Raw genomic sequence first — 26513 nt, forward strand, 5'->3', positions numbered from 1 at the left:
TGGTGGGTGGGCGAATTCAGCATTCAGCGCTCGACGCTGCGATTCCAGCGTTCGGTCCACTCGGCGCGGTGCTGGTTGATCGTCGTCCAGTCGACCGCGATCAGCTTCGCGACCTGGTCCGGGCCATACGGCACGCGCGCCGCGACATCGGGCGCCAGCTTGACCGTCTTGTTGACCGGGCCGAGCCCCATCGCCTGCGCCTGGGTGGCCTGCACCTGCGGGCTCAACAGATACTGGATGAACTGCTGCGACAGCGCCGGCTGCGCGTTCTCGACCACGGGGCACGCCGCCACCTGCAAGGCGATGCCGCCTTCTTTCGGATAAAGGAACTTCAGCGGAAAGCCCGTGTTCTGCAGCGCAACCGCACGGCCGCTGCCATACGGCGCGAGGATCACGTCGCCATTCTGCATCAGGCCGTCCATCTCGCCTGGCGTCGGCGCCCACGACAGCACGTTCGGCGCGACCTGTGTCGTCATCGCGGTGAAACCCGGGTCGATATTCTTCTCGCCGCCGCCGTTCATGCGCGCCAGCATCACGAGTGCGTGCAGGCCGTACGTGTTGGTGATCGGCGGCACACCGAGCTTGCCCTTCAGGCGCTTGTCGGTCAGCACGCTCCATGAATCGGGCGGCGGCAGGCCCATCTTCTTGAACGCTTCTTCGTTATAGCCGATCCCCGTGGCGACCATGCCGACCCCGACTGCATTCGGCCCAAGCCGCGCGAGCGGATACAGGTCGTTCATGACCGGCGCGTCGTCGACTTTCGAGCACAAACCCATCTGCATGGCCTGGTACATCGGACCATCGTCCATCACGGCGACGTTGATCTGCTCATGGCCCTTCTGCGCCTGCAGCTTGGCGAGCGTATCGCTCGAATTGCCCGCTACGTAGACGATCTTGACGTTGTGCGCCTTTTCGAACGCCGGGATGATCGTCTGCCGATACATCTGTTCATTCGAGCCGCCGACGTTGGCCACGTAAAGCGTCGCCTCGGCGTGCGCCAGCAGCGGTCCGCACAACGCGCCGGCCCCGGCGAGCGCGGCCAGCAACGGACGCCATGAGGAACGGAACGACGACGGACGACGGCTTCGCTGCGGGTGTCTCATGTGCATTTCTCCAGTCGATACGCTGCCGGCAATTGCGGGGGGATAGGTGTGAGCGAAATTAATTCTGTCGATCTAAGTGCATAACGTCCAATACGAATAAAATAACAATCCATACCGATCTGATATGGGTTGCGTTCGATGAATCTGAAGCACATTGAAGCGTTTCGCGCGGTCATGCTGGCCGGCTCCATGACCGCAGCGGCCAAGGAGTTGTTCACTTCGCAACCGAACATCAGCCGGCTCATCACCCAGCTCGAACGCGAAACCGGACTGCTGCTGTTCCAGCGCAGCGGCGTCAGACTGATCCCCACCAGCGAAGGCAACGCCTTCTTTCGCGAGGTCGAACGCGCCTATGTCGGCCTGCAGGGGCTCAGCAACGCCGCGGCGCAGATCAAGAATCTGGGTAGCGGGCGCTTGCGCATTGCAGCAATGCCCTCAGCCGGTTTGACGCTGGTGCCGCACGTGATCAAACGCTTCCAGGCGTTGCGCCCGGAGGTCACCGTTTCGCTGCACGTGAATACCTCGGGCACCATCAATCATTGGACCTCCTCACAGTTTTGCGATCTGGGCGTGGCGGTGTACCGCAGTGAAGCGTCAACCTGCGAAGTGGAAATGCTGTCGGAGGTCGCGGCCGTCTGCGTCATGCCGGCGGGCCATCGGCTGGCGAAGAAGCGCGTGCTCAAGGCTGAAGACTTTCAGGGCGAGCCGTTTATCTCGCTCTGTCATGGGGACGGCACACGGGCGCAAATGGATGAGGCCTTCGACCGCGTGGGGGTGGAACGGGTGCTCGCCATCGAAGCGCAGTATTCGGCGATCTGTTGCGAGATGGTGCGCTGCGGAATGGGCGTGACGCTCGCGCACCCTATCGTCGCGCGTGACTTTGCGGGGCCCGAAGTCGAAATCCGGCCGTTCAAGCCTTCGGTGATGTTCCCCACGTATCTGCTGTTTCCGCCGCATCAGCCGCGCGATCGCCTGACGCTCGAGTTCGTCGACCTGCTGCGCCAGGAGCACAACGAGTTGCTGGAGAACCTGGAAAAACCGCGGCGCGCGAGCCGGCGCTGAGCCGCCCGCGCCGCAGACTAGCGTGCAGCAACGGCGCGGTGCCCGGCGAAGCTGCAGCGCCCGAATCTACAGCGCTGCAATCCGCGCGCGAAAGTGTTCGGTCCCGGCGACGATCTTGTCGAGCACGGCGTCCAGTGCCCAGAAGCGTTCGCGTACGTCGTAATCGATCGCGCGGCAACGGATCGAAGCGAACGTGCCGATACGCTGGTGGTAAATCTTCGCGAGCGCCGGATAACCGAGCGCTTCCGAGACCGCCGCGACCACCAGAAACGTCGACAGCTCTTCGGCCAGCGCGGGATTCTGAGCGCTGTGGTGGCGCAGCCAGTGATACAGATCCGGGTGGAAGTTGGTGAAGACGCCGTTGAAACCGGCCGAACCTGCTTTCATCGCATCCCATGCGATCGCGGCGTTTGCATTGAGGATCTTCAGTGGCGAGCCCTCGGCCAACGCGACGCGCCGCTTCACGGTGGCGAGATCGCAACTCACGTCCTTGAGCATCACAAAGCGGCCGGTGTCGATACAGGCCCGCAGTTCTTCATCGGACAGCAACCGGCGATACGGCGCAGGACATTCGTAAAGACCGAGCGGTACCCCGGCCGGCAGACGCGCCAGCAAACGCTGCAGGTTGGCGAGGAAGGTCGCCGTGCCTTCGCGTTTCGGGTCGAGCCGGTTCGTCACCAGCACCACGCCTTGTGCCCCGGAGGCCGCGGCGGCGTTCAGTTCTTCGGCCTGCGCGTCGGGATCGTCGCTGATGTGACCGGACGCCACCACCGGCACGCGGCCCGCCACCTTGTCCACCACGAAGCGCGCCAGCGCGCTGCGTTCGGCGAGGCTCAGGAACTGCATCTCGCTCGATTGCGCGACCGCGAACAAAGCGTCCGCTCCGTGTTGCAGATACCACTCGATCAGACGTTCGAGTCCGGCGTAGTCGATTGCGCCTTTATCGTCGAACGGCGTCAGCATCACCGGAACGATCCCTTCAATGACACCCGCGGTCTTCGGTGTATGACCCATCAAGCTCTCCTCAGGAAAAATTTGCGTTGCGCGGCGCGCGCACTGTGCAGCACGCCTTCGCGTTACGCGTGTGCATGCGTACCTGCCGCAGCCGGTTCGTGCTCGGGAATCGACTGGCGTACCAGCACCAGGTAGGCCAACGCCCCCACGAAGGCGATGCCTGCCGCCGTCAACAGCGCCGGCACGAACGACGCGCTCTGCGCGATGAAGCCCGTCACGATCGGCGCCAGTGCGCCGCCGAGAAAACCGCCAAAGTTCTGGATCGCGCCCAGCGACGCGACCCGGCGAGGCGGCGCCGCAGCCGTCGCCAATGCCCACGACGAAGCCGACGCCGCATTCGCCAGAAAGATCACCACCGAAATGCAGGCGAGCGCAATCGTATTGCTCTCGACGAGCGCAGCCGGAATCGTGAAGGCCACCATGCCGAGCATCGCAATGACCACCGCGTTGCGCCGGCTCGACACCGGCGAACCGCTGCGTTGCGTAATACGGTCGGAGAACCAGCCCGCCAGCAGCGAACCGATAAAGCCGCACAGGAACGGCACGGATGCCGCGAAGCCGGTGCGCAGCAGGCTCATGTGCCGCTCGATGGTCAGATAGCCGGGCAACCACGTCAGATAGACCCAGTTTAGATACACCGAGCCGAAGAAGCCGATCAGCATGCCCCACGTCGTCCGATACGCAAACAGGCCGCGCCATTCCGCAAAGCTGAGTTTAGGAGACGGAGTGCCGGACAGGTCCGCATCCGCGTCGAGGTAGCGGCGCTCGGCTTCGCTCATGCGTGAGCGGTCCGGATCGCGATAGAGCGCGAACCACACGAGCGCTACCACGAGACCCAGCGCGCCGGTCATGACAAAGGCCCAGCGCCAGTGGAACGACACCACGATCACCGACAGGCAGAGCGGCGCCAGCGCGGTGCCCAACGGCGAAGCCGCATTGAAAATGCCGGTGGGCATGCCGCGCGAGCGCAGCGGAAACCAGTTGCTCACCACCCGCGCCGCCGACGGATACTGCGGCGCTTCGCCGATCCCCAGCAGGATGCGAGCGATGACGAAGTAGCCGAAGCCCGACGCGAGGCCGCCGGCTGCCTGCGCGAGCGACCAGAGGATCAGCCCGAGGCCGAGCAACCGGCGCGGCCCGATGCGGTCGACGAGACCGCCCACCGGCAACTGGCACAGCGCATAACTCCACAGGAACGCCGACAGCAGCAGTCCCATTTGCCCGAGCGACAGGCCGAGGTCGGCGCGAATCAGCGGGTTGGCCACCGCGAGCGTGCCGCGGTCCAGGTAGTTGACGACGCCGCTGACCAGCAGCAGCGTCAGCGAGACCGTCTGCGCGCGGCGGATTCGCGGCGGTGCGGATTGCCCTGGCGGGTGCGATGGATTTGATGGGTTGTCGATCATCGTCGCCGGCGCGGTCGTCAGATCTTCGCGTGCAGCGGCTCGGCCGGCTTGGCCGGCTTACCCGGTTTGCCCGCACGACTATCGGCCTGCGCGGGACGCAGCATGGCAATCAGACATGCCGCGACGAGCCCGCTCGCGGCAAGCACATAGAGCCCCGCGGCGGGCGAATGAAACGACACCTCGGCCGCGTTCCTCACCGTGGGCGCAAAGAAGCCGCCGAGATTGCCGATAGCGTTGATCACCGCGAAGCCCCCCGCCGCCGCCGTGCCGCCCAGGTACGCCGCCGGGAAGGTCCAGAAGATCGGCTGAACGGTCATGATGCCCATGGTCACGAAGCAGAGCGCCACGATTGCCGCCACCGGACCCGTGTTGGCGGAGACCGCGAGGCCGCCCGCAATCGACAGCGCCGACAGCACCGCAAAGCCGCGCCGATATCCGGTGCGCACCGCAAAGCCCGGATAAAACGCGCCCGCGACAATCGCACAAGCCCACGGAATCGCCGATATCAAACCGACGTGCAGGCCCACCTTGACGTGCAGCAGCGCACTCACCTGGCTCGGCAGATAGAACGCCACGCCATAGCCGGCAATCTGGATCGAGAAATAGAGGATAGCGAAATGCAGGAGCTTGGGATCGGCTAGCGCGGCGCGGAAACTGGTCTTGCCCATCTGGAGTTTCTGCCGCTCTTCAGCGGCGAGAGCACGCGCGAGCGCTTGCGCTTCGTCGCGCGGCATCCAGGCCGCATCCTCGGGACGATTACACAGGTAGAAATAGCCCCAGACACCCACCAACGACGCCAGCAGTCCCTCGACGAGGAACATCAGTTGCCAGCCGTGCAGGCCGAACAGGCCATCGAGCTCCAGCAGATACCCCGAAAGCGGGCCACCCAGCATCAATGCCAGCGGCGAGCCGAAATAGAAGATCCCCATGATCTGTCCACGCGCGCGGGCGGGAAACCAGTACGTCATATAGAGGACCGCGCCAGGAAAGAGCCCCGCCTCAGCCGCGCCAAGAAAGAAGCGGATGAAGGAGAACAGCGAATCGCTCCTTGCATACGCCATGGCCGCCGAAATCAGTCCCCACGTGACCATGATGCGCGAGAGCCAGATGCGTGCGCCCACGCGATGCATCATCAGATTGCTTGGCACTTCGAAGAGTGCATAGGCGACAAAGAAAATCCCCGCGCCGAACGCGAACGCCGCGCTACTCACCCCCGTCGACGCCTGATAGGCCTGCTGCGCAAAACCGATGTTCGCGCGGTCCAGATAGGCCATCATGTACATCAGGATCAGAAACGGCACGATCCGCCATTTCGCGCGCCGGATGGCGCGTTCCAGCAAAGCCTCTTCCTCCCCGTTGCCGGGGTTCAGGTTCGTCTCCATCTCGTCTCCTGTGTGTTCCCTTGTCGCCATACGACATCCGGTCTGGCGCCGGTGATCGTCGTAAGCGGGGATTCAGACTACCTTGCCCGGATTGAGCAGATTCTGCGGATCCAGCGCGGCCTTCAGGCGCCGCATCAATGCGAGTTCGGGTTCGCTGCGCGTGTACGGCAGCCATGCTTTCTTGGTGAGGCCAATGCCGTGTTCCGCGGAAATCGTGCCGCCGAATTGCTGCACGAGACTGTAGACAATGCCGGCGATCTCCTCTTTCGGTTGGGCAGACGCACCCGGCACGCAGGCGACGATGTGCAGGTTGCCGTCGCCGATGTGTCCATAGAACAGCGCGACCGCATTGGCAAAACGCGAGCGCAGGGCGGCGCCGCATGCGCTCACGTACTGGTCCATCGCCGCGACCGGCAAGCCGATGTCGAACGACTCGTGCGGCCCGAGCACCTGCGGAAATTCGGCGCAGGCATCGCGCACGCCCCAGAAGGCCTGCACGTCCGCGAGCGATTGCGCGAGCGCTGCATCGGCAAGCACGCCGGCTTCCATCTGGCGCGTGAGCCAGGTTTCGAAACGCGGCGCGTCGAACGCCTCATCCATGCCCTGGGCTTCGATCAGCACATAGCAGGCGTGCTCGCCGGCTAGCGGATTGCTCACGCCGGGCACGCGCTGCGTGACCGTGCGCCAGTAGTCCGGCCACATCACTTCGAATGCGGACAGGAGCGGGCCGAGGCCGCGCCGCGCGGCATTCAGCAACGCGATCAGCTTGTCGTAGCTTTCGACGGCGCACACAGCCGCCATCGTGCAACCCGGCTTGGGAAACAGACGCAGCACAATGCGCGTGATGATGCCGAGCGTCCCCTCGCTGCCGATAAACAGATGCTTGAGGTCGTACCCCGCGTTGTTCTTCAGCATCTTGTTGAGGTTGGTGACCACGCTGCCGTCGGGCAGCACGACTTCGAGTCCGAGCACCATCTCGCGCGCCATGCCGTAGCGGATCACGCGATTGCCGCCGGCGTTGGTCGAGAGATTGCCGCCGATCGCACACGACCCGCGCGCGCCGAGATCCAGCGGGATGAAGAAGCCGGCCTCGTCCGCCGCCTGCTGCACGGTCTGCAACGGCGTGCCGGCCCTGACCGTCATGGTCGCGGAGGCGGGATCGATTTCCTCGACCCCCACCATGCGTTCGAGCGATAAAGCCACCGCGCCTTCGACGGGTCGCGCCCCGCCGCACAGGCCGGTCAAGCCGCCTTGCGGCACGACCGCCACGCCATGCTGCGCGCAAATGCGCATGCCGGCGGCGACGCCCTCGGTGTCGGTGGGACGCAGGACGGCGAGCGGCCGAAGCGCGGAGAGTGTGCTCCAGTCTTTCTCGTTGCGCGCCGGAATGTCCTCACCGGTCAGCACCGCGGCGGCGCCGAGTGCCTCGCGCAAAGCCGCGAACAACGTCTGTGCCGCATCGCCGGCCTGCTCGGGCAGGCAGAGTTCGTGATCCATCTCGTCTCCTTCTTGTCCCCGGGTCGTGCGCGGGTTCGCAGTTGTATTTACAGCGCTGTGGCGGGACGCAACGAGCGCGGCAGTGAAGCCGCCGCCTCGGCGCCCGCGGGCACCAGCGGCGCCCTGACCCGGCGCCAGCCGTCATTGCCCTGGGACGCGGCAAGCCACGCCTTCAGAAGCGGAACGAAGGGCTGGCCCTGGACCGCGTGCAGGAGTTCCTTGAGAACGCCCGACTCCGGGTCCTCAGCACGCTGGTAGGACGCGAGGACCTGCTCCGGCGCGAGGTTCGCCAGCCCGCAGATCGATCCCGCGCCACCCGCCGCGCGGGCCCGGCCAATCGTGTCCTCGGCGCCCACATAGACCTTCAGGCCCGCATGCCGACGGATCAGCCCGAGCGAATGCTCGAGGCTCCCGCTGCTGTCCTTGATCCCGTCGATCACGCTGCCGTAGCGCTCGCGCAGCGTCGCGATGGCTTCGTCGTCGAAGCCCACGCCGGACACCTGGGGGATGTGATACAGGATGACGCGCAATTGCGGATCGCGGACCGCGTCGATCACCGACCCGATCGCGTCGGCCACGCCCGCGCTGCTGACACCCTTGAAGAAAAACGGCGGCAGCAGCAACACGCGCCGGCAACCCTGGTCAAGCGCATGCCGCGTCAATTGAACCGCGTCGCCGAGCGCGGCGGCGCCGGTGCCGACCACCAGCTCGCTGCTTTCGATCCCCCGTGCGAGCAGACCTTCAAGCGTGGCGCTCCGCTCGGCGACGGTGAACGACGGACCCTCGCCAGTGGTGCCGAACAACGTGATGCCATGCAGGCCGCGCCGCAGAAGCTCCGCGCAATGCTGCGCGAGCAGCGGCAGATCCACCCGGTTCGCCGCATCGAGCGGCGTCGTCACGGCTGCCAGGACGCCCTGTCCATCGAAAGACATACCCGTTTCCTCCCGTCATGCGTAGGGCGGCCCGACGTCCGTCCGCCCCGCTCGCCATCGTCTCCGTTCAGCCTCATGACGCACCGAACTGTGACTGACATGTTAGTTAGAAATCAGTGGTCCGTCAAAGAAGAATTTGTGAGCCAGTGACGAGCCCGCTCCGCTGGGCCCTCTGCCATGCGTTCCGGACCGCGCGCGTCCTGTCAGCCGAAGTTGCCCATCGACCGTTGGCGCGCGTTCTCGATATGCGTGTTGAGCAGTTCGACGGCCTTTGCGACATCGCGCGCCTTGAACGCCGCGATCAGTTCGAGATGTTCGTACATGGTCGGCAGCACCACTTCCGGCTTCAGCACCACATGCTCCAGGCGGATCAGGCGAATGCGCAAACTGTTGACCCGATAGATGTTCGAGATGATTTCGTTGCCCATGGCGTCGATCATCATGTCGTGCAGCCCCCAGTCGACGGTCTGCGCGTCGTTGAGAAGACGGTCGTCGATTTTTTTAGCCAGCGCGCGGCGCACTATATCCCTGTGGGCCCGCTCGATCTTGTCCAGATCGGCGTCCGAGGCGGTGCGCGTGAAATTCGCCACCGCTTCGCGCTCAAGCACGAGACGCACCTGGAAGGCATTGCGGATCAGCCGCAGATCCACATGACAGACCTGCAGGCCGCGGTTCGGCACGGTCTTGATCAGCCCTTCGGCTTCGAGGCGCGGCACCATCTCGCGAATCGCGCCCAGCGGCATATCGGTCAGCAGCATCAGTTCGCGCTGCGAGACGAATTGCCCTGGGCGGATATTGGCGTTCAGGATTTGCTGCGTGAAATTTTCATAGGCGACGAGACGTAGCGATTTGCCCTGGGTCTCGTCCGGCTCGGTTTTTGCCGGTGCCATTGTGTTCATAGCCGGTCTCATGTACGTGTGAGTTGCACGCTAACATGTTAGCACGCACGCGGCGATCGGACTGGACAAGACGAACTACCTCAGCCGCACCTGATTGCAGTGCGGGCAGAGATTCACAGGGTCTTTTCGCCCGTCTCACAGGCAACACCGGCACCCCGTCCTGTGCCTCGCCAGGTACGCGCCGTCGTCGCTGGCTGCCTGATCGTCAGCATGCCTTATCAGTACCGGTAACCCATTCGGAATCCGCACTGCAGCCATGCCGCACCATGGACACTCCGCCGGCAAATCGCGCGCGGCGACGCTGCGCATCTGATCGAACGCGCCGCATGCGTCACAACGATAGTCGTAGATCGGCATGATGGCGCTACCAGTGCGCGCCCAGTTCGCCACGCGGCACAAATTGTCCGTGTCCGGTGCCGCCCACCCACTCACCGTCGTCGATCAACAACTCGCCGCGCAGCAACACCTTCTTCACCCGTCCGGTCACCTGATGACCTTCGAATAACGTGAAGTCGCAATCGCTGTGCTGCGTGTCTGCGCGAATCGTATGCGCCTCACCCGGGTCGAACAGCACGATATCGGCGTCACTGCCGATCGCCAGCGTGCCTTTCTTCGGGAACAGCCCGAACAGTTTCGCGGGCGCCGTCGAGGTCAGCTCGACGAAACGGTTCAGCGAGATTCGACCTGTCCGCACGCCGCCGTCGTACACCACCGTCATGCGCGTTTCGACGCCCGGCACACCGTTTGGAATTTTCGAAAAGTCATCGCGGCCAAGCGGCTTCTGGTTGACGTTGCCCCGATGCCCCTCCTTCATGCAGTAGGGACAATGATCGGTGGAAATGAGTTGCAGGTCGTCGGTTTTCAGCGCAGTCCATAGCGCGTTCTGCGCGTCTTTCGAGCGCAGCGGTGGACTCATGACATAGCGTGCGGTATCGAAACTTTCGTCGGCGTACGCCGAGTCGTCGAAGAACAGATAGTGCGGGCAGGTTTCCGCAAACACCGGAATACCGAGGTCGCGCGCTTCGATCACATGTTTCAGCGCCTCCTTGGCCGAAAGATGCACGAAGTACACCGGCGCTTCCGCGAGTTCCGCAAGCTTGATGCCGCGATGCGTCGCTTCGCCTTCCATGATGGCCGGGCGCGTGAGTGCGTGATAGCGCGGCGACGTATGACCTTGCGCGATCGCCTCGCGAATCAGCAGGTCGATCACCGTGCCGTTTTCGGCGTGCAACGCAATCATGCCGCCGTGCTGGCCGACCATGCGCATGGCCTGGAAGATCGAGGCGTCGTCCGACATGACGGTGCCCGGGTACGCCATGAACATCTTGAAGCTCGACACCCCTTCGTGACGAATCGCGTATTGCATGTCGCCGAGTACGCTTTCGTCGACGTGCGTGACAATCACGTGGAACGCGTAGTCGATGCTGGCGACCGCAGCCGCTTTCGACTGCGCGCGGGCGATGGCATCGAGCGGGCTTGTGCCGGCGTTTTGCAGGGCAAAGTCGATGATCGTCGTGGTGCCGCCGAACGCGGCCGAGCGTGTACCGGAAGCGAAATTGTCGCAGGTCACCGAAGGGCCGAACGTATTCTCCATGTGCGTATGCGCATCGACGCCGCCGGGGAACACCAGCAGGCCGCTCGCGTCGATCACACGGGTGTCCGGTCCCGCTTCAAGCTGCTGGCCGATACAGACAATGCGCTCACCCTGAATGACGATATCGGCAACGTAGTCGTCGACGGCCGTAATCAGGCGTCCGCCACGGATCAGGATGCGGGTCGGGGTGTGAGTCATGAATCGCTCCGTTCGGTGTCAGCGGCAAGCGCAAAAGAGAGTGCCTCTTCGAGGCGGCGGGTCTCCGCGGCGGACAGGCGCGGGATCGGCGGACGCATCGAAGGTTGCGGAAATTTTCCCAGAAGATGCAGACAGGCCTTCAGTCGCGCATTCGCATGCGAGCCGGGGGCGGTGCCGTAAATGGCCTTTGCCAGCGGATACACATGGGCATGTAGCCGTTGCGCCTCGCGGAGTTCGCCGCACAGTACCGCCCGATACAGCGCGACGATCAACTCCGGCACCACGGCAGCGAGACTCACAAGGCTGCCTTCGGTCCCGATCGCGAAGCATGGGAACAGGTGTTCATCGCCTGACGCCATGACGGCCACATGCGGCGCAACATCTTTCGCGAGTCTGCGGTTGGCCTCGTAGGCGCCGGTTTCCCAGCTCCCTTCCTTGATCGCCACCACCTCCGGCAGGCTGACCAGCGCCGTCAGCATCTCCGGCGTGTAGGCCATCGCACCCGTGTTGACGCCCGCCTGGTACAGCATCATCGGCAAGCGCGCGTTCTCGTTGACGATCCGGTGATGCGCGACAACGGTTTCCAGATCGGTGGAAAGCGCCCACGAGTAAGGCGGAAACAGCAGTATCGCGTCGGCGCCCGCACGTTGTGCGTCGTCGGCATGCGTTTGGGCCTCGTAGCTGTCTTCCGAGTTGATACCCGCGACGATGATCGAGCGGTCGCCACAAACACTGCCGGCAATCTCCACCACACGCCGCTTTTCCTCTCGCGACAAGGCGACGTTCTCGCCCGCATGGCCGTTGATCAGCAGGCCGACAATTCCGTCGACCGCTGCCACGTCTTCGAGATGGCGCGCGAGCGCGGCCTCGTCCAGATGGCGGCCATCTGCATCGAGCGGACACAGCGTGGCGGCATAGATGCCATTGAAGGGAGCGTCATGCGAGGGGATCATGGGGTCTGTTCTCGATGAGGGAGTTCGGGCGCGGCCGCAACGAGCCGCGCAGGATCGAACAACGGCAGCTCGGGCGTCTCGCCGAGCATCGTTTGAGCGAGCAGCTTGCCCATGTAGGGGCCGCTCGTGTAACCGGAGTGCACGCAGCCGATGACCCACGCATCGGCAAGGCCAGGCAGTGGGCCGATCATCGGCATGGCGTCGGCCGTCTCCGCTTCGAGCCCTAGCCAGATACGCGCCACACGCGCTTTGGCGAGTGCCGGGATCACATGTTGTGCGAGCCGCAAGTTGCCAGTGAGGTTTTGCGGAATGGTCTCGACGGGGCCGCGTGCGCGATCACCGACACCTTGCCAGCCGCCACCGATCAGCACCGTGCCGTTGGCAAACTGCTTCATCGACAGCAACCCGTTCGCAATGCTCAGCACCGAACGCATCACAGGCGGCATCCGTTCGGTGATGATCAACTGGTTCACCAGCGTCTTCACGGGAATGCGGACATCGAGCATGGCCAGCAGCGGTTCCAGCCAGACGCCGCCCGCCATCACGAGGCGCGTGGCGTCGATCCGAATCGAGCCATCGTGGTTGTCGGGGCCATGCACCCGGTAGTGTCCATTGATCTGATCGATACGGGCAGCGGCCGTCTGCTCGAAGATCTGCACGCCGGCCGCACGCAGTGCGGCATGATAGGCGCGACCCGTCAGATACGCGCTGGCGAAACCGTCGGTCCGGCAGAACGCGGCTTCGAGCATCGCCGGGTTGAGGCCGGGTTCGATCGCGAGCGCGGCGTCGCGCTCGAGCAGGTCGATCTGCGCGCCGTATTCGCGCCGTGCCGCAGCGCGGGCCTGCAGCAGTTCACGTTCGGCCTCCGTAAAGGCGAGCGACAGTCCCGGCGCAGCGGTCGCGAGCACGCTCGAGCCAAGCCATTGATCGGTTGCCATCCACATGTGCCATGCCCGCATCGCGTAGGGGACCAAAGCGGCGCGTGTCATATGGAGCGTGAGCGTGCCCGCGTTCACCCCGGATGCAGCGCGACATAGCGCGTCGCGTTCAATGAGCGCCACACGCATGCCGCCACGCGCGAGGAACAACGCGGTGGTGCAGCCCATCACGCCGCCGCCGACGACGGCGGCATCGAAGGGGCCATGCACCGTTTGACCCGGCGTGCTCATAGCGGGGCCGCCTTCGGAATCGGGATATCGTCGTACGTGAACTCGCCGGTTAGCGCTTCGACCTCCACCGGACGCAACGGCGTGCGGGCGGAAAAGCATCCAACGCTTTCGCGCGACGCAGCGCCCACGCGCCGCATGAGCAGTTCACCCGCGACGTCGCCGCACGTGCGGCCCTGGCACGGGCCCATGCCGCAACGTGTCCACGCCTTGAGCTGGTTGACCTCCTGTGCGCCGGCTTCGCATGCGGCGTCGATCTCGGCGCGTGTCACGTCCTCGCAACGGCACACGATGGTATCCGGTGCGATGCTGTCGACGTGACCGGTGCGCAGCGCCATCAGCTTTGCCATTGCATGTCCAAAGCGCGCTGCCTGCCGATGCGCCTTGCGCGCCAGCTCGGCGCGGCGCTTCAGGCGCGAGGGGTTCGAGGCGCCGAGATCGAGCGCACACGCCAGCCCGGCCAGCACGCCGTGTGTCGCCGCAGCGGCCGCACCCGCGATACCGGCACCGTCGCCGGCGACATACAGCAGAGGACGCGACGTGCGCCCGTCCTGATCGGCGACAGCGACCCATCCTCCCGCTGTACGCGAATAAACATGTCTCGCGCGCAACAACCGGGTGATTTCGGTGGAAGGCGTGAGCCCGTGTCCCACGGCAACGCAATCGACGAGGACGGTTGTCTGTTTTCCGTCTATTGGGTGTCCGGCCGCCTCACAGGGCGCAAGCGTGGCGCGTAAGCGCTCGCCGGCCGGCTCGACACGAACGATCATGTGCCGCGCGAGGCGAGGCGTGCCGGCGCGGCGGATCGTGCGCCACCACTTTGCGCCTTGCCACAGCAGATCAGGACGTGCGAGCAGCGCGGGCACCGTACGTGCCCAGTCCGCGGTACCGGCGAGGTCCGCAATCGCCTCGACCTTGCCGCCACCTTCAATGGTTTTCGCCGCCACGGCCGCGAGCAGCGGACCACATCCGGCGACGAGGGTCGAGCGGCCGGGCAGCATGCCTTGCGATTTCAGCAGGATCGTCGCAGCGGCGAGACCGATCACGCCTGGCGTCGTCCATCCTTCGAACGGCACGACCCGTTCGGTCGTCCCGGACGCCACGATCAACGCCCGTGCCGAGCAATGCACAGGGCCATGCGGACCGGTAGCGTCGACCCGGTACTCGCCGGTCACCGCCCACACCGGATGGGCGAAGAAGGTCGTCACCGTGCTCGCAGCAAGTTCACGCCGCAGTGCGTCGCCAGCCTGCTGATCGGCGCTGCTGCCGGCGTCGATGCCGGCGCCGGGGCCATCTATGGGTGCGCGATAAACCTGGCCGCCGGCGCTGGGGTTTTCGTCGAACAACGCGACGTTCAGCCCGGTCGACGCTGCCGCCAGCGCAGCATTCGCGCCTGCCGCCCCCCCTCCGAGCACCACCACGTCGAATTCAGACATCGGCGCCGGTCTCCTGAACGGTTTCGATACGCAAGCCCTCGCTGACAGGCGTCTGGCAAGCGAGCACGCGGCGGCCGTCTACCATCACCAGACACTCCTGGCACGATCCCATCAGACAAAACATACCGCGCGCCTCTCGCAGACGCGGACTCACGCGCAACGCCTTCACGCCGGACGCGAACAGCGCGGCCGCGACGCTTTCGCCGGCGCGCGCTGTGAAGCGGCGGCCGTTGAAAAACAGCTCAATCGCATCCGCATGCTTCGAGTCGTGAATACGCATGGCGTCCTCTGCAGACATCGGCATCAACCTCGCTTGACAAGTAATTTAGGCGATGCTTTGATACTAACGTATACGATACGTATACGCAAAGTCGCCAAAAACAAACGGCGCCGCGAACGCCTCGATCCAGCACTTTCCACACCTTGACGTCCTCTCACGGAGTTACAGCATGAAACCCTCGATCATCCTGAGCCGCATGCTCGCCGTCGGCCTCGCAGCATGCGCGCTGCTCGGCTCACTCGATGCAAGCGCACGCACGCTGGACGAGATTCTCGCGTCGAAGAAGATCGTGTTCGGTATTAACCCGAACCTGCCGCCACTCGGCACCTACGATGCGAAGAACAATATCGACGGCTTCGATGTGAGCATCGCGAAGAAGATTGCGGACTCGCTGGGCGTCAAGCTGGAAATCGTGCCGGTCGGATCGAACGACCGTGTGCCGTTTCTGATGGCCGACAAGATCGATGCGGTGATGGGTGGCATGACGCGCAACGCAGACCGGCTGAAAGTGATCGACTTCACGGACCCCGTGAACACCGAAGTGCTCGGCGTGCTGACCACCCAGGACAAGCCTTATAAAGACTGGACGCAACTGAACGACCCATCGGTGCGGCTCGTGCAGGTGCGCGGTACGACGCCGGTGAAACTGATCCAGGACAAGCTGCCCAAGGCGCAATTGCTGCTGCTGGATAACTACCCCGACGCGGTCCGCTCGATTGCGCAGGGCCGCTCCGACGCGCTGATCGACGTGCTCGATTTCATGCTGAGCTACACGAAAAACTATCCGACGAAATGGCGCGTGGTCGACGCACCGATCGAAGTGGATTACGACTGTATCGGTATCAAGAAAGGCAATACCGAGTTGACTGAGCGTTTGAACAAGGAAATCGGCATACTGCAAAAGAACGGTTTTGTGGCAGCGAGCTGGAAGAAATGGTTTGGCAGCCCGATGCTGTACGACCCGACTGCTGCGCCGCCGGTGGTTGCCGCGCAGTAACTTTGCTTCGTCACCGGCAGCGCGCGTCGCCGCATAGGGCGACGCGCGCTGCCTATCTTCGTTGCAAGGAGTGCTGATTCGATGACGCTACAGTTCGGGCCCATCCTCGAGCAATGGCCGTATCTGCTCGGTGGCGCGTGGCTCAGTCTTCAGATCGCGGTGCTGGCGTTCGCGTTCGGCATGCTGATCGGACTCGTCTGCGCGTCGCTCCTGCGCTACGGGCCGACTTTTGTACGCCGCCTCGTTGGCGCGTATGTGAGCTTCGCGACCAATACGCCGCAGCTGGTGCAGATTTTCTTCCTGTTCTTCGCACTACCCGGAATCGGCATCACGTTATCGCCCTACACCGCGGTCCTGATTGGCGCCACGTTTAACGCGGGCGCTTACCTGTGCGAAATCCAGCGCGCCGGTTTCGCGTCGGTACGATGGGTGGAAATCGAAGCGGCCGAGGTGCTCGGCTTTTCGACGCCGCAGATCGTCCGGCATGTAATCTTTCCACACGTGATAAAGGTCATGTTTCCACCGCTGTCGAACCAGTTCATCGTGATGACGCTCGGCACTTCGATGGCATCGATCTTCGGTGTCGAGGAGCTGACGGGACGCACCTATAACATCAGTTCGCAGACCTACCTGTCTGTCGAAGCGTTTAGTGTGGCCGCTGTCATGTATATCGCCATCACGCTGCTGGCTACCTTCGCGCTGGCGATGTTCGGCCGTCACGTCTGCCGCGCGAAGATAAAGGTGTTCTGATGTTCGGCTCAACCCTGTCACAACTCACCCAGCTGTTCTCGTACTACAACGTGCTATTGCTGCTCGAAGGGCTCGTCGCGACCTTCGTGCTGTCGGTGATCGGCTGCTTCGCGGGTTTCGTTTCGGGCTTCGTGGTGGCAATCTTGCGTGCGACGCGCTCACGCGCGATGGCGCCGGTGCGCGCGCTGATGTTCGCGTACTGCCTGCTGTTCCGGCGCGTACCGTTTCTCGTCACCTTGATGCTGGTGTTTTTCGCGAGTCAGTCGATCAACGCCAACCTGTCGACCTTCACCGTTGCATTGATCAGCATATGCCTGATCGCCACGGCGTATCTCGGCGAGATCGTGCGCAGTGGTCTCGAGTCGGTTCACGTCAACCAGTGGGAAGCCGCCAGTACGCTGAACTTCAGCCACCTGGAGACGCTGCGTTATGTGATCGTTCCGCAGGCGTGGCGCGTGATCTTGCCGCCCACTTTCGGCTTCTTCGTCATGTTCATCAAGGACACCGCGCTGGCTTCGCAAATCGGCGTGATGGAACTCACCTCGGCGGGAAAAGTGCTCAGTAACAAGGGCTTTTCCGCCACATTCGTGTACGGAACGGTGTTGGCGCTGTATTTCCTGATGTCGTATCCCCTGTCGCGCCTCGGTAAACGCCTGGAGAAAAATCTTGCCGCAACTCGAAATCGTTGACCTGAAGGCCTCATACGGTCCGCACACAGTATTGGAGCGCATCAATCTGTCCGTCGAGAAGGGCGAGATAGTCAGCCTGATCGGGCCTTCCGGCTCGGGCAAGAGTACCTTGCTACGCGTCTTGATGGGGCTGCTGTTGCCCGAGGATGGCAGTGTGCGCCTGAACGGCAGCGAGGTGAACTACGCGGACCGGGCAGCCGTCCGTGCACTGCGCTCGGATATCGCGATTGTGTTCCAGCAGTACAACCTGTTCCAGAACATGACCGTGATCGACAACGTGATGATCACGCCGACCAGGATCAAACGATGGCCGCGTGCCGAGGTCGAGCAGAATGCGATCAATCTGCTGACCCGCGTCGGTCTTGCGCATCGCTTGCATGCCTACCCTGACCAATTGTCGGGCGGCCAGCAACAGCGTGTCGCAATCGCACGGGCGCTCGCGTTGAAACCAAAGGTGTTGTTGCTCGATGAAGTCACCGCCGCGCTCGACCCTGAACTCGTCAATGAAGTGCTCGACACGATCCGCGAACTCGCGTCGGACGGCATCACGATGTTTATCGTCTCGCACGAAATGGGCTTCGTCCGCGAGGTGTCGTCAAAGGTGGTGTTCATGGCGGGCGGCCACGTGATCGAAACCGGGACGCCGCAGCAGGTACTCGATGCGCCGCAGGAAGCGCGCACGCGTGAGTTTGTTGGAAAGATTCTGCGCCACTGATAGCCCCGCTCAGGCACCGCCGCGCGGCGGAATGTTTCCGCGCCCACGCCGTCAGCTATAGGTGCCTTCGGCTAGCCGGTCGAGCACAAAGCGGCGCAAGTTCTGCAGATGCTTGCGGACGGCGGCGCGCGCCGCCTCTGCGTCGTCCGCCAGATACGCTTCGAGAATCGCCAGATGTTCTGTGCGATCTTCTTCGATGCGATTGAACGGCGTGATCAATTCAAACAGGCGGCTGTTGGTGCGCACCAGATCGATGGTATGGGCGAGCACGTCGTTGCCGCTGGCGCGCGCCATCATGGTGTGGACCTGATCGTCGATCTGCCAGTGAGCCTGTTCCTGCTGGCCGCTGCTCAATGCCTTGATCTTCTTGACCAACTGCTGAACCAGCTTCTTGTCGATCTTGCCGATAGCGAGGCCGATCGCCTCCGCTTCGAGCAGTTCGCGCACTTTCATGGCCTGAAAGTACTCCTGGGCACTGACAAAACGCACCGAATACGAGCGCGCTCCTGCTCGCACCAGCAACCCCTCGCCTTCGAGACGCAGCAGGGCCTCGCGCATCGGCGTGCGAGAGATGTTGAGTTCCTCGGCAAGCCGCCCCTCGACGACCGGACCACCGCTGCGTAAAGCCTTGTCCAGGATCATGCGGCGTAGCGTCTGATAGGCCAGCTCGCCGAGTTTCTCGGGACTGGAGGTGGAATTAGTGTTCACGCGATCTCGCTGAAGTTATATGTTGAGTATACGAACTGTATGCGCATACGCAAGTCTACCCGTCGATCGCGGCGCCCGTAAGGGCAGTCGTTCAGAAGGCGTCAGAACACCCCGCCATAGGCCGTCTCCGCACACCCCGTCACGCCGGGGCGCACCGCAAACACATGTCCATCGCTTTCGTTCGCGCCTGCATCCGGGCGGATCGTCGTGATGAACAGCGTGTCGAGCGCACGGCCGCCGAATGCGCACATCGAAGGCTTCATGGCCGGCAATTCGATTTGCCGGTCCAGCTTGCCCTGCGGCGTGAAACGCAGCACCCGGCCCGCGTCGTTGGCGCAGATCCAGTAGCAGCCGTCGGCGTCCATCGCCGCGCCGTCGGGGCGGCCCACGTAGTGATGCAGGTCGGCGAACAGACGCCGGTTGTGCGGCTCGCCCGTTTGACCGTCGTAGTCGAATGCCCAGATGAGGCGTTGCGACGTATGCGAATCCGAGAGGTACATGGTGGCGCCATCCGGTGACCAGGCGAGGCCGTTCTGCACGATCAAGCCGTCGATGACCGGCGCCGACAATGTGCCCTGCGTATCGAAGCGGAACAATTCGCCAGCCGGCCGCGCAGTGGGATTGTCCTGCACCATCGTGCCCGCCCAGAAACGTCCCTGACGGTCGCAACGGCCGTCGTTAAAGCGCATGTCCGGCAGCGGGAACGCCGGCGCGGCCAGCTTGCGCACGTGGGCCTGAAGCGGCGCCGTGCCGGCGGTTTCACCCGCCGCGCCAGGTTCGGGCAGCGTAACGGAGAACAGGCCCGTTTCGAGGCCGGCCAGCAGGCCGCCTGCGCTTCCGAAGGCGAGGCAGGCCACGCGCTCCGGCAGCACCCATTCGGCTCGCACACCGGACTCGAGATGCAGGCGGATAATCTTCCGCGCCACAATATCGACCCAATAGAAAGCGCCTTCTACCGCGTGCCAGATTGGGCTTTCGCCAACCGTCGCCGGCACGGCGCCCGCCGCTTCCACCCGTTCCGCACGAAGGCTCGCTGCTGCGCTCATGGGTTCGCCTCCGTCGGACCTGCAAACGTCACGCACAGGGTGCACCAACCCGCTTCGATGCCGCTACGCATCGCTTCATCCCGACTCATCTGCTGCTCCTTCATAGAGTCGGGGACGAGACCGGCAATACCGCGCATCCACGCTGCGCCGCATGCCCTTCCCGTCCCCGTGACGTCAACCTGTTATGCGTGTCATCTCGTGACTAGCGCTGGTCGACGATCGTCGTGTTGTACGTCTTGCCGCCAATGATGACATTGTTCAACTGAATGCCGTTGACGTTGTACGCGTAAATCGGCCCCGGCGTGGTCGCGCTTGCTGTGCCGTTGTTCACCGGCGTGCCGAGGTTGCAGTTCGAGATCGTGACACCGGTGATCGCCGGAATCGCCGGCGTGGGTGCGGGGCCGTTGTAGTCGAAGCCGACCGGCCCTTGCGCCACAATGGCCTGAAAGCACGAGGCCGAGGTGCCGTTCAGCGTCACGTCGGTCACCTGCACGTTCGAGATGTTCACGTTCTGCACGACCGGCGGACTTTCGCGCACGGCATCGCCAGCCGGATCATAGTCGCAATCGAAGGTAATCAGGCCGCCCTGCGACGCGGACGGATTGCCCGCCGTCGACGTGACCACGCCGAGCGGCACCGTACTGTTGATGGGACTGCCCGCGAGCAGCGAACTGCCATAGCCCGAGCCGGTGAGATTGACGCCATTGGGCAGCGTGACCGTATCGACGTAGAAGTTCTTCACGAAGCCGCCGCGATTCATGTTCGTCTTGATGCGAATCGCGATGTTCAGCGGATTGGTGGCCCAGTTCTGGTTGAGCATCTGCAGATTGCGCGCGTAGACGTTCTGCACGCCGCCACTCATTTCGCTGCCGAGCGTGATGCCGCCGTGTCCGCTGTTCATCGTGCAGTTCTGCACGACGATGTTCTGCGAGGGACCGTATTCGGTATCGAGCGCCTTGCCCGATTTGATCGCAATGCAGTCGTCCCCTGTGTTGAACGTAACCGTATCGCACAGCACGTTGCTGCAGGCGTCGGGGTCGAAGCCGTCGTTGTTCGGTCCGATGCTGTCGGCGAACACGCCGCGAATCACGACGTTGGTGCAATCGGTTGGGTGATGCTGCCAGAACGGCGTGTTGTTGGTGTGGTAGTTCTCCATCAGCACGTTCGTGCAGCCGATGAACTCCACCATGCATGGCCGCAGATAGTGCCCAAGGCCGAAGACACGCTGCGCAACCGGCACGCCTGCCTCGGACAACGCCGGCAGGTAGTTCTGATCCTGCTGCCAGGGTGTGGTCGGGCTGGTCAACAGCGCGTACAGCGCGTCGGAGATGTTGGGTGCAACCGTCTTCAGGTCCACGTTGTTCGGATTCGCATAGGCCTGCGAGGGGGTCGTCGAACCCGCGCAGCCGTACTCCCCTTTCGAACCCTTGTAGGTCCACCAGCAGGTGCTCGTGTTGCCGCTGCCGGCAAACGGCGTCATGGCCTGGCCGTTCAGGACCGAGGTGGTGTCCTCGCCGGTAATCGCGATCTTGGTCTGATTGCGGGCATAGACGGGTGCGCCGAAATTCAGGCAATCGTTTGCCTGCCAGCGGCTATAGAACAGCTTGCCGTTCGCGCCGCAGTTGACCGGACCGTCCTTGGCGTAGTCCGCGGGATTCGGGCTGAAGTAGATCGTGCAGTTGCTGCTCAGGTGAAAATTGACGTTGCTCAGGAGGACGATAGGCCCCGCGCAATACCAGTTGCCCGACGGCACCACCACCCGGCCGCCGCCCGCCGCATTGCAGGCCTGAATGGCGGCGAGGAATGCAGGCCGCGAATCGAACGCGCCGGCGGCGTTGGTCTGGGTCGCGCCCGGACTCGTGGGCGAAGTCGTGCCCGTGTACGGATTGGTTGCGGCCACAACCGAACAGGTCTGCGCGCCGTAACTGGTCACAGTGAAGTCCACACTCGGGAACATCGACTGCGTGATGCCCTGCAATGAATTGACGATCAGGGTGGCGGCGCCGACCGTCCCCCAGATGGGATCGAGGGCGCCCGGCGCGGCGTCCACGCCACCGCCGCAGCCCGGCAGCGTGCCCAACAGGGTTGCCCCTGCGGATGCGCCCGCAAAGACCATGAAAGCACGGCGCCCGGGTGAACCCGGCTCGCCGTCATGACCGCTGCCCTTCCTCGCACGTTCACCGACGTTTCTGTTGCGCGTTGCCACAATTGCCTCCTGATGTTTTTCTGGTTCTATGACCGGTTTCTGATCGATGTCCTGACCCGGCGAGCGTCGGTCGCGAGACCGCTACAGAGGCGCCGCTCGAACTTCAGACGGCTCGCCCCATGTCGCACAGGGTCTCAAGCATTGTTGTTATACAACGCAATAGATGTCAAGCCATGACGTAAGGCCGCACGGGACGCCACTCAGGCGGGATACCGTGGAGGCGAAAGATCGCGATGCGCCCATCACGCTATATAGATTGGGATCTCTGAGGTGAGGCTCAGTATTTGAAGCACCTAAAAAGGAGGCAACCCGATCTGTCGATGCCAGGGAAACTCCTGACCCAAACGTCATTTGCTTGACAACTTTTGAACGAATCGACATGATTGCCGGACACAATCGATGAAGCTGCGCCCACGCCCACGGCGAGTCCTGGCGAGTGGCTCAGCAAGCCGCCTCTTTGCGCGCGCCAGGCCGCCGAAGTTCAAACGGATGGCGAGCGCCTCCCCGCGAAGCACCGGACGCCTCACCGGCAGTCCCCGCTTTACTAACACCTCTCGTTAAGGATGAGACCCGTGAAAAAAATTGCATTGAGCGGCGCAGGCGGCCAGCTTGGCCGCGTGTTGCGCAAAGCCCTGCTCGAGCGCGGCGCGAACCTGCGTTCGGCAGCGGGCTCGCGCCCGCTGGAGCCGATCGTCGACGGCGAAGATGTCATGCATGGCGACCTGCGCGACCCGGCCGTGGTCGATCGCCTGCTGGAAGGCGTGGACGTGCTGATCCACATGGCGGGCACCAGCGTCGAGCGTCCGCTGCCGGAAATCATCGAGAACAACCTGCGCGGGCTTGTCGAAGTGTATGAAGGCGCGCGCCGCCACGGCGTCGGCCGCGTCATCTTTGCGAGTTCCAACCACGCCATCGGCATGCATCCGGTCGAAGACAAGCTCACGCTCGACTGCGATTTCCGTCCCGACGGTTTTTACGGTCTGAGCAAGGTGTGGGGCGAGGCGCTTGGCCGTCTCTACTGGGACAAGCACGGCATCGAGAGCGTGTGCATCCGCATCGGCAGTTGCATCGAAAAGCCCACGGAGTTCCGCCATCTCAGCACATGGCTCGGTTTCGAAGATCTGCTGCAGTTGATCGAGCAGTCGGTGAACGTGCCCGATCTCGGCTATCAGGTGGTGTGGGGCGTGTCGAACAACACGCGCAGCTACTGGGACAATGCCGGCGCTGCACGCCTCGGTTATCAGCCGCGCCAGAACGCCGAAGACTACGCTGCGGAGATTCTCGCCCAAACCAATCCGCTCGATGCCACCGCCCAGCAGTATCAAGGCGGCAGCTTCGCCAGCTTCGATTTCACACCGCCGGAGCGTAGGAATCCGAAGCGCTAATGCGCCTGTGTAGGTGATGAGGCTCCGGGCGGGAGATTGACGGAGCCTCTTCCTCCAGACGGAACACAGCAACCGCATCGCGCAACACCGACGCCTGCTCCTCCAGCGACTTCGCGGCAGCCGCTGCCTCCTCGACAAGCGCCACATTATTCTGCGTGACGTCGTCGATCTGGCTGATGGCCTGATTGACCTGCTCGATGCCCGAGCGTTGCTCCTGCGCCGCCGCTTCGAGTTCGACCATGATGCCGGTTACGCGCTCCACCGCGCGCATCGCCTCGTTCATCGTGCCGCCCGCCTGCGCCACCAGCGAGGCGCCTTGCTCGACCTGCGCGGCCGACGCGCTGAGCAGGTCCTTGATCTCCTTGGCCGCCGTTGCCGAGCGCTGCGCGAGGCTGCGCACTTCCGAGGCCACCACTGCGAAGCCGCGTCCCTGCTCGCCGGCACGGGCCGCTTCGACGGCCGCATTCAGCGAGAGGATGTTGGTCTGGAAAGCGATGCCTTCGATCATGCCGATAATCTCGCTCACCTTGCGCGACGACATCGTGATGTCGTCCATCGTCTCGATCACGCGCTTGACGACCGCACCGCCACGCGTGACGGTCTCCAGTGCGCCATGCGCGAGCCGGTTCGCTTCCTGGGCATGATCGGCGTTCTGCTTCACGGTTGACGACAGCTCTTCGATGGTCGCGGCCGTTCGCTCCAGTGAAGCGGCCTGCTGTTCGGTGCGGCCGGAGAGATCGAGATTGCCCTCGGCGATTTCCTTCACACCGTGCGCGATTACGCCGGCGCTGCCACGCACCTTCGACACGGTATCGGCCAGTTCAGCACGCATCTGCTTTAGCGCGCCGAGCAATTGGCCCATTTCGTTGCGGGAGTCGTCTTCGATCGAGCCAGTCAAATCCCCCGCAGCAATGCGGCCGAAATGCACGATGGCCCGGTCAACCGGTTTGACTAACGCTGCCGTCAACATCGCCCGCGCGAACAGCGAAATCAGGATCGCGGCGGCGCCGATGCCCGCAAACAGCAGAACGGAGACTCTGAACCGATGCGTCATCGCCTCCGCGCCGCGGCGCTGCGTGTCCGATTGCAAACGCTCGAGCGCGTCGATGGCTTTCGCGTAGACCTGGTAGCTGCGATCCGCGGTATCGCCCTGAATCGTGCGGAAGGTGTTGAAGTCGTCGTCGACGAGCGCCTTGTATTCCGGCTCGATGGCCTGATTGACGAGTGCCGCACGGGCCTCGCCTACTGTTTGCGCGAGCTGACGTTCTTCGTCGCTCGCGAACGGGCCATTGGCATAGACCTGGAAGTCCGCATTCGATTCGCGCAGCATCTGCTCCGCGCCTGCCAGCAGACCGTCCGTCGCCTTGCCGACATGAAACAGGATCTCGAAGCTGCCCAGCGCGAGTCGCGCCTTCAGCAATTTCTCAGAGCTTGCGTTAAGCGATGCGAGCGCGGCCGAGCTGCGCTGCGCGTCCTGGAAGCCGTCAATCGACTGTTTGAGCGCGCCGTAGCCCACGCCGATCACGGTCATGAGAAACGCCACGAAGATGCAAACGACCAGCGTCAAGCCCGTGCGTATTCTGATGTTATTGAGCATGCTGTCCCCGATGTCTTTGGCGCTATCGTTGTTGATGTCTCTGGCAACGTCGCCGGCGGTCTGGTGCCGCCCTGCAACAGAACCCGGCCAGGCGGGTTCTGTGTGTTCAAGCCACTGCTACTGCTCTAGTGCTACTTTCCGAACCGGATCAATAGACCGGGTGGCCGTTGATCAGACTGGGCAACCAGGTGGAAAACATCGGCACGTAGGTGACGATATTGATCGCGCTGAAAATGGCCAGGTAGTACGGCCAGGCAATCTTGGTGGTCTCCCCGATCGACACTTCACCGATCGCGCAACCGATGAACTGCACCGAGCCAATGGGCGGATGCACCAGCCCCAGCGAACAGTTCAGCAGGATCATGATGCCGAACTGCACCGGGCCCACGCCGTAGTGCATCGCCATGGGCAGGAATAGCGGCGTCGTGATCAGGATGTGCGCCGCCATGTCGACGAACGTGCCCAGAAACACCTGGAGGATGTTGATGTACAGCAGCATCAGCCAGGGGATGGTCGTCGCGTGTTCGAGCAGGTGTTGAATCGCGTCCGGAATTTCCAGGTAGGCCATCTGGAAGCGCAGCATGTTCGACACGCCGATCAGCAGCAGCACCACACCGGTGGTCCGGGTCGCACGGGCCAGCGCCGTCGCAAGCTTCCTGAGCGTCATCGTGCGATACACGACGAAGGTCAGCACCAGCGAGTACGCTACCGCAATCGCCGCGGCCTCGGTCGCCGTCGCGATCCCCTTGGCCACGCAGGTCAGGATGATCAGGATCACCAACAACCCCGGCAACGCACCCACGAAGGTCCGCGCCACGGTCAACCAGCCGGGAAATTTCGGCAGTTCGGTCGAGCCGTCGGCACGGCGCGGGAACTTGTAGCGAACCGCTTGCCAGTAGGCGGCGAGCAACACGAAGCCCATCACCCACAGCACCGGCACCAGTCCGGAGAACAGCAGGTCGCCGATCGACACGCCGCTCACCGACTGCCCCGCCACGATCCCCGTGATGCCCTGTGCTGCTAGCGCGTAGATGATCATGTTGGTGGAGGTGGGCATCAGCGCGCCGGCCAGCGAGGCGTGGGTCGTCACGTTGACCGCATAGGCGGCGCTATAGCCTTCGCGCTTCATCAGCGGAATCACCACACCGCCCATCGCCGAGGTATCGGCGGTCGGCGAACCGGACACGCCGCCGAACAAGGTACAGGCGACGACGTTAGCCATGCCGAGCCCACCGCGGAAATGCCCTACCGTGGCTTGTGCAAAGCGCAGGATGCGGTCGGCGATGCCGCCGTGCAACATCAGCTCGCCGGAGAGAATGAAGAACGGCACTGCGAGGAACGAAAAGGCGTTGATGCCCGATACCATTGACTGGATGGCCGTTGCCGCCGGTAGACCTTCATGCAGGTAAGTGAGGATGCAGGACAGCCCCAGCGCAAAGGAAACGGGAACCCCAAGTACGAGGAAGACAAGAAAACTGATAGTTAGAATCGCAAGTTCCAT

The 26513-nt window shown here is 63.4% G+C and carries 24 protein-coding genes; 6 read left to right on the top strand and 18 right to left on the bottom strand.

What is annotated here, in order from left to right:
- Positions 1-23: 23 nt before the first annotated feature.
- Positions 24-1103 carry an ABC transporter substrate-binding protein gene (locus BUS12_RS15630; RefSeq protein ID WP_074296435.1) on the bottom strand — a complete coding sequence of 360 codons (1080 nt, stop codon included), beginning with the start codon at positions 1101-1103 and terminating at the stop codon, positions 24-26.
- A 138-nt stretch (positions 1104-1241) separates the two neighbouring features.
- On the opposite strand from BUS12_RS15630, the gene BUS12_RS15635 reads away from it, so the two are divergent.
- Positions 1242-2165: a LysR substrate-binding domain-containing protein gene (locus BUS12_RS15635; protein WP_074297555.1), complete on the top strand. Its 924-nt coding sequence runs from the start codon at positions 1242-1244 to the stop codon at positions 2163-2165.
- A 66-nt stretch (positions 2166-2231) separates the two neighbouring features.
- Here BUS12_RS15635 and BUS12_RS15640 read toward each other — a convergent pair whose 3' ends face one another.
- The 12 genes from BUS12_RS15640 to BUS12_RS15695 all read right to left on the bottom strand — a co-directional run bounded on the left by BUS12_RS15640 (position 2232) and on the right by BUS12_RS15695 (position 14919).
- On the bottom strand, positions 2232-3179 hold the full coding sequence (locus BUS12_RS15640) for a dihydrodipicolinate synthase family protein (protein ID WP_074296436.1): 948 nt from the start codon (positions 3177-3179) through the stop codon (positions 2232-2234).
- A 62-nt stretch (positions 3180-3241) separates the two neighbouring features.
- Positions 3242-4582 (bottom strand): MFS transporter, encoded by a 1341-nt coding sequence (locus tag BUS12_RS15645; RefSeq protein ID WP_074296437.1) that lies wholly within the window; start codon positions 4580-4582, stop codon positions 3242-3244.
- Between the two features lie 17 nt (positions 4583-4599).
- Entirely contained in the window at positions 4600-5964 is a 1365-nt protein-coding gene (locus BUS12_RS15650) for an MFS transporter (RefSeq protein WP_074296438.1), read from the bottom strand.
- A gap of 72 nt (positions 5965-6036) precedes the next feature.
- The gene (locus BUS12_RS15655; protein WP_074296439.1) at positions 6037-7461 is read right to left on the bottom strand and encodes an FAD-binding oxidoreductase; all 1425 of its coding nucleotides are present in this window, start codon (positions 7459-7461) and stop codon (positions 6037-6039) included.
- Between the two features lie 47 nt (positions 7462-7508).
- Positions 7509-8393, bottom strand: coding sequence for a dihydrodipicolinate synthase family protein (locus BUS12_RS15660; RefSeq protein ID WP_074296440.1), 885 nt, complete (start codon positions 8391-8393; stop codon positions 7509-7511).
- A gap of 203 nt (positions 8394-8596) precedes the next feature.
- Positions 8597-9292 (bottom strand): GntR family transcriptional regulator, encoded by a 696-nt coding sequence (locus tag BUS12_RS15665; RefSeq protein WP_143788328.1) that lies wholly within the window; start codon positions 9290-9292, stop codon positions 8597-8599.
- 135 nt (positions 9293-9427) lie between these two features.
- A complete protein-coding gene (locus tag BUS12_RS15670; RefSeq protein ID WP_074296441.1) occupies positions 9428-9649 on the bottom strand; it encodes an FmdB family zinc ribbon protein in 222 nt (73 codons plus the stop codon).
- Between the two features lie 7 nt (positions 9650-9656).
- Positions 9657-11084 carry a dihydropyrimidinase gene (gene hydA / locus BUS12_RS15675; protein ID WP_074296442.1) on the bottom strand — a complete coding sequence of 476 codons (1428 nt, stop codon included), beginning with the start codon at positions 11082-11084 and terminating at the stop codon, positions 9657-9659.
- Positions 11081-12037: a dihydrodipicolinate synthase family protein gene (locus BUS12_RS15680; RefSeq protein WP_074296443.1), complete on the bottom strand. Its 957-nt coding sequence runs from the start codon at positions 12035-12037 to the stop codon at positions 11081-11083. The genes hydA and BUS12_RS15680 overlap by 4 nt, the downstream gene beginning before the upstream one ends.
- Positions 12034-13206, bottom strand: a complete 1173-nt coding sequence (locus BUS12_RS15685; protein WP_074296444.1) for an NAD(P)/FAD-dependent oxidoreductase — start codon at positions 13204-13206, stop codon at positions 12034-12036. Before BUS12_RS15685 ends, BUS12_RS15680 begins: the two co-directional genes overlap by 4 nt.
- Positions 13203-14639: an FAD/NAD(P)-dependent oxidoreductase gene (locus tag BUS12_RS15690; protein ID WP_074296445.1), complete on the bottom strand. Its 1437-nt coding sequence runs from the start codon at positions 14637-14639 to the stop codon at positions 13203-13205. The genes BUS12_RS15685 and BUS12_RS15690 overlap by 4 nt, the downstream gene beginning before the upstream one ends.
- The gene (locus BUS12_RS15695; RefSeq protein ID WP_074296446.1) at positions 14632-14919 is read right to left on the bottom strand and encodes a (2Fe-2S)-binding protein; all 288 of its coding nucleotides are present in this window, start codon (positions 14917-14919) and stop codon (positions 14632-14634) included. The genes BUS12_RS15690 and BUS12_RS15695 overlap by 8 nt, the downstream gene beginning before the upstream one ends.
- 169 nt (positions 14920-15088) lie before the next feature.
- On the opposite strand from BUS12_RS15695, the gene BUS12_RS15700 reads away from it, so the two are divergent.
- The 4 genes from BUS12_RS15700 to BUS12_RS15715 all read left to right on the top strand — a co-directional run bounded on the left by BUS12_RS15700 (position 15089) and on the right by BUS12_RS15715 (position 18070).
- Entirely contained in the window at positions 15089-15916 is an 828-nt protein-coding gene (locus BUS12_RS15700; RefSeq protein WP_074296447.1) for a transporter substrate-binding domain-containing protein, read from the top strand.
- A gap of 81 nt (positions 15917-15997) precedes the next feature.
- A complete protein-coding gene (locus BUS12_RS15705; RefSeq protein ID WP_074296448.1) occupies positions 15998-16666 on the top strand; it encodes an amino acid ABC transporter permease in 669 nt (222 codons plus the stop codon).
- Positions 16666-17355: an amino acid ABC transporter permease gene (locus BUS12_RS15710; RefSeq protein ID WP_074296449.1), complete on the top strand. Its 690-nt coding sequence runs from the start codon at positions 16666-16668 to the stop codon at positions 17353-17355. Before BUS12_RS15705 ends, BUS12_RS15710 begins: the two co-directional genes overlap by 1 nt.
- Positions 17333-18070: an amino acid ABC transporter ATP-binding protein gene (locus BUS12_RS15715; RefSeq protein ID WP_074296450.1), complete on the top strand. Its 738-nt coding sequence runs from the start codon at positions 17333-17335 to the stop codon at positions 18068-18070. Before BUS12_RS15710 ends, BUS12_RS15715 begins: the two co-directional genes overlap by 23 nt.
- A 51-nt stretch (positions 18071-18121) precedes the next feature.
- Here the strand turns inward: BUS12_RS15715 and BUS12_RS15720 are convergent, their stop codons facing one another.
- The 3 genes from BUS12_RS15720 to BUS12_RS15730 all read right to left on the bottom strand — a co-directional run bounded on the left by BUS12_RS15720 (position 18122) and on the right by BUS12_RS15730 (position 21940).
- On the bottom strand, positions 18122-18778 hold the full coding sequence (locus tag BUS12_RS15720) for a GntR family transcriptional regulator (protein ID WP_074296451.1): 657 nt from the start codon (positions 18776-18778) through the stop codon (positions 18122-18124).
- Positions 18779-18879: 101 nt separating this feature from the next.
- Positions 18880-19824 (bottom strand): SMP-30/gluconolactonase/LRE family protein, encoded by a 945-nt coding sequence (locus BUS12_RS15725; protein WP_074296452.1) that lies wholly within the window; start codon positions 19822-19824, stop codon positions 18880-18882.
- 202 nt (positions 19825-20026) lie between these two features.
- Entirely contained in the window at positions 20027-21940 is a 1914-nt protein-coding gene (locus tag BUS12_RS15730) for a glycoside hydrolase family 28 protein (RefSeq protein WP_083640408.1), read from the bottom strand.
- A gap of 662 nt (positions 21941-22602) precedes the next feature.
- On the opposite strand from BUS12_RS15730, the gene BUS12_RS15735 reads away from it, so the two are divergent.
- Entirely contained in the window at positions 22603-23415 is an 813-nt protein-coding gene (locus BUS12_RS15735; protein WP_074296454.1) for an NAD-dependent epimerase/dehydratase family protein, read from the top strand.
- On the opposite strand, the gene BUS12_RS15740 is transcribed toward BUS12_RS15735, so the two are convergent.
- Together BUS12_RS15740 and BUS12_RS15745 are read right to left on the bottom strand one after the other, a co-directional pair.
- Entirely contained in the window at positions 23381-25012 is a 1632-nt protein-coding gene (locus BUS12_RS15740) for a methyl-accepting chemotaxis protein (protein WP_074296455.1), read from the bottom strand. The two genes, BUS12_RS15735 and BUS12_RS15740, sit on opposite strands and share 35 nt — an antisense overlap.
- Before the next feature lie 148 nt (positions 25013-25160).
- On the bottom strand, positions 25161-26513 hold the full coding sequence (locus BUS12_RS15745; RefSeq protein ID WP_074296456.1) for a TRAP transporter large permease: 1353 nt from the start codon (positions 26511-26513) through the stop codon (positions 25161-25163).

This window comes from Paraburkholderia phenazinium (assembly GCF_900142845.1).
Lineage (GTDB): Bacteria > Pseudomonadota > Gammaproteobacteria > Burkholderiales > Burkholderiaceae > Paraburkholderia > Paraburkholderia phenazinium_A.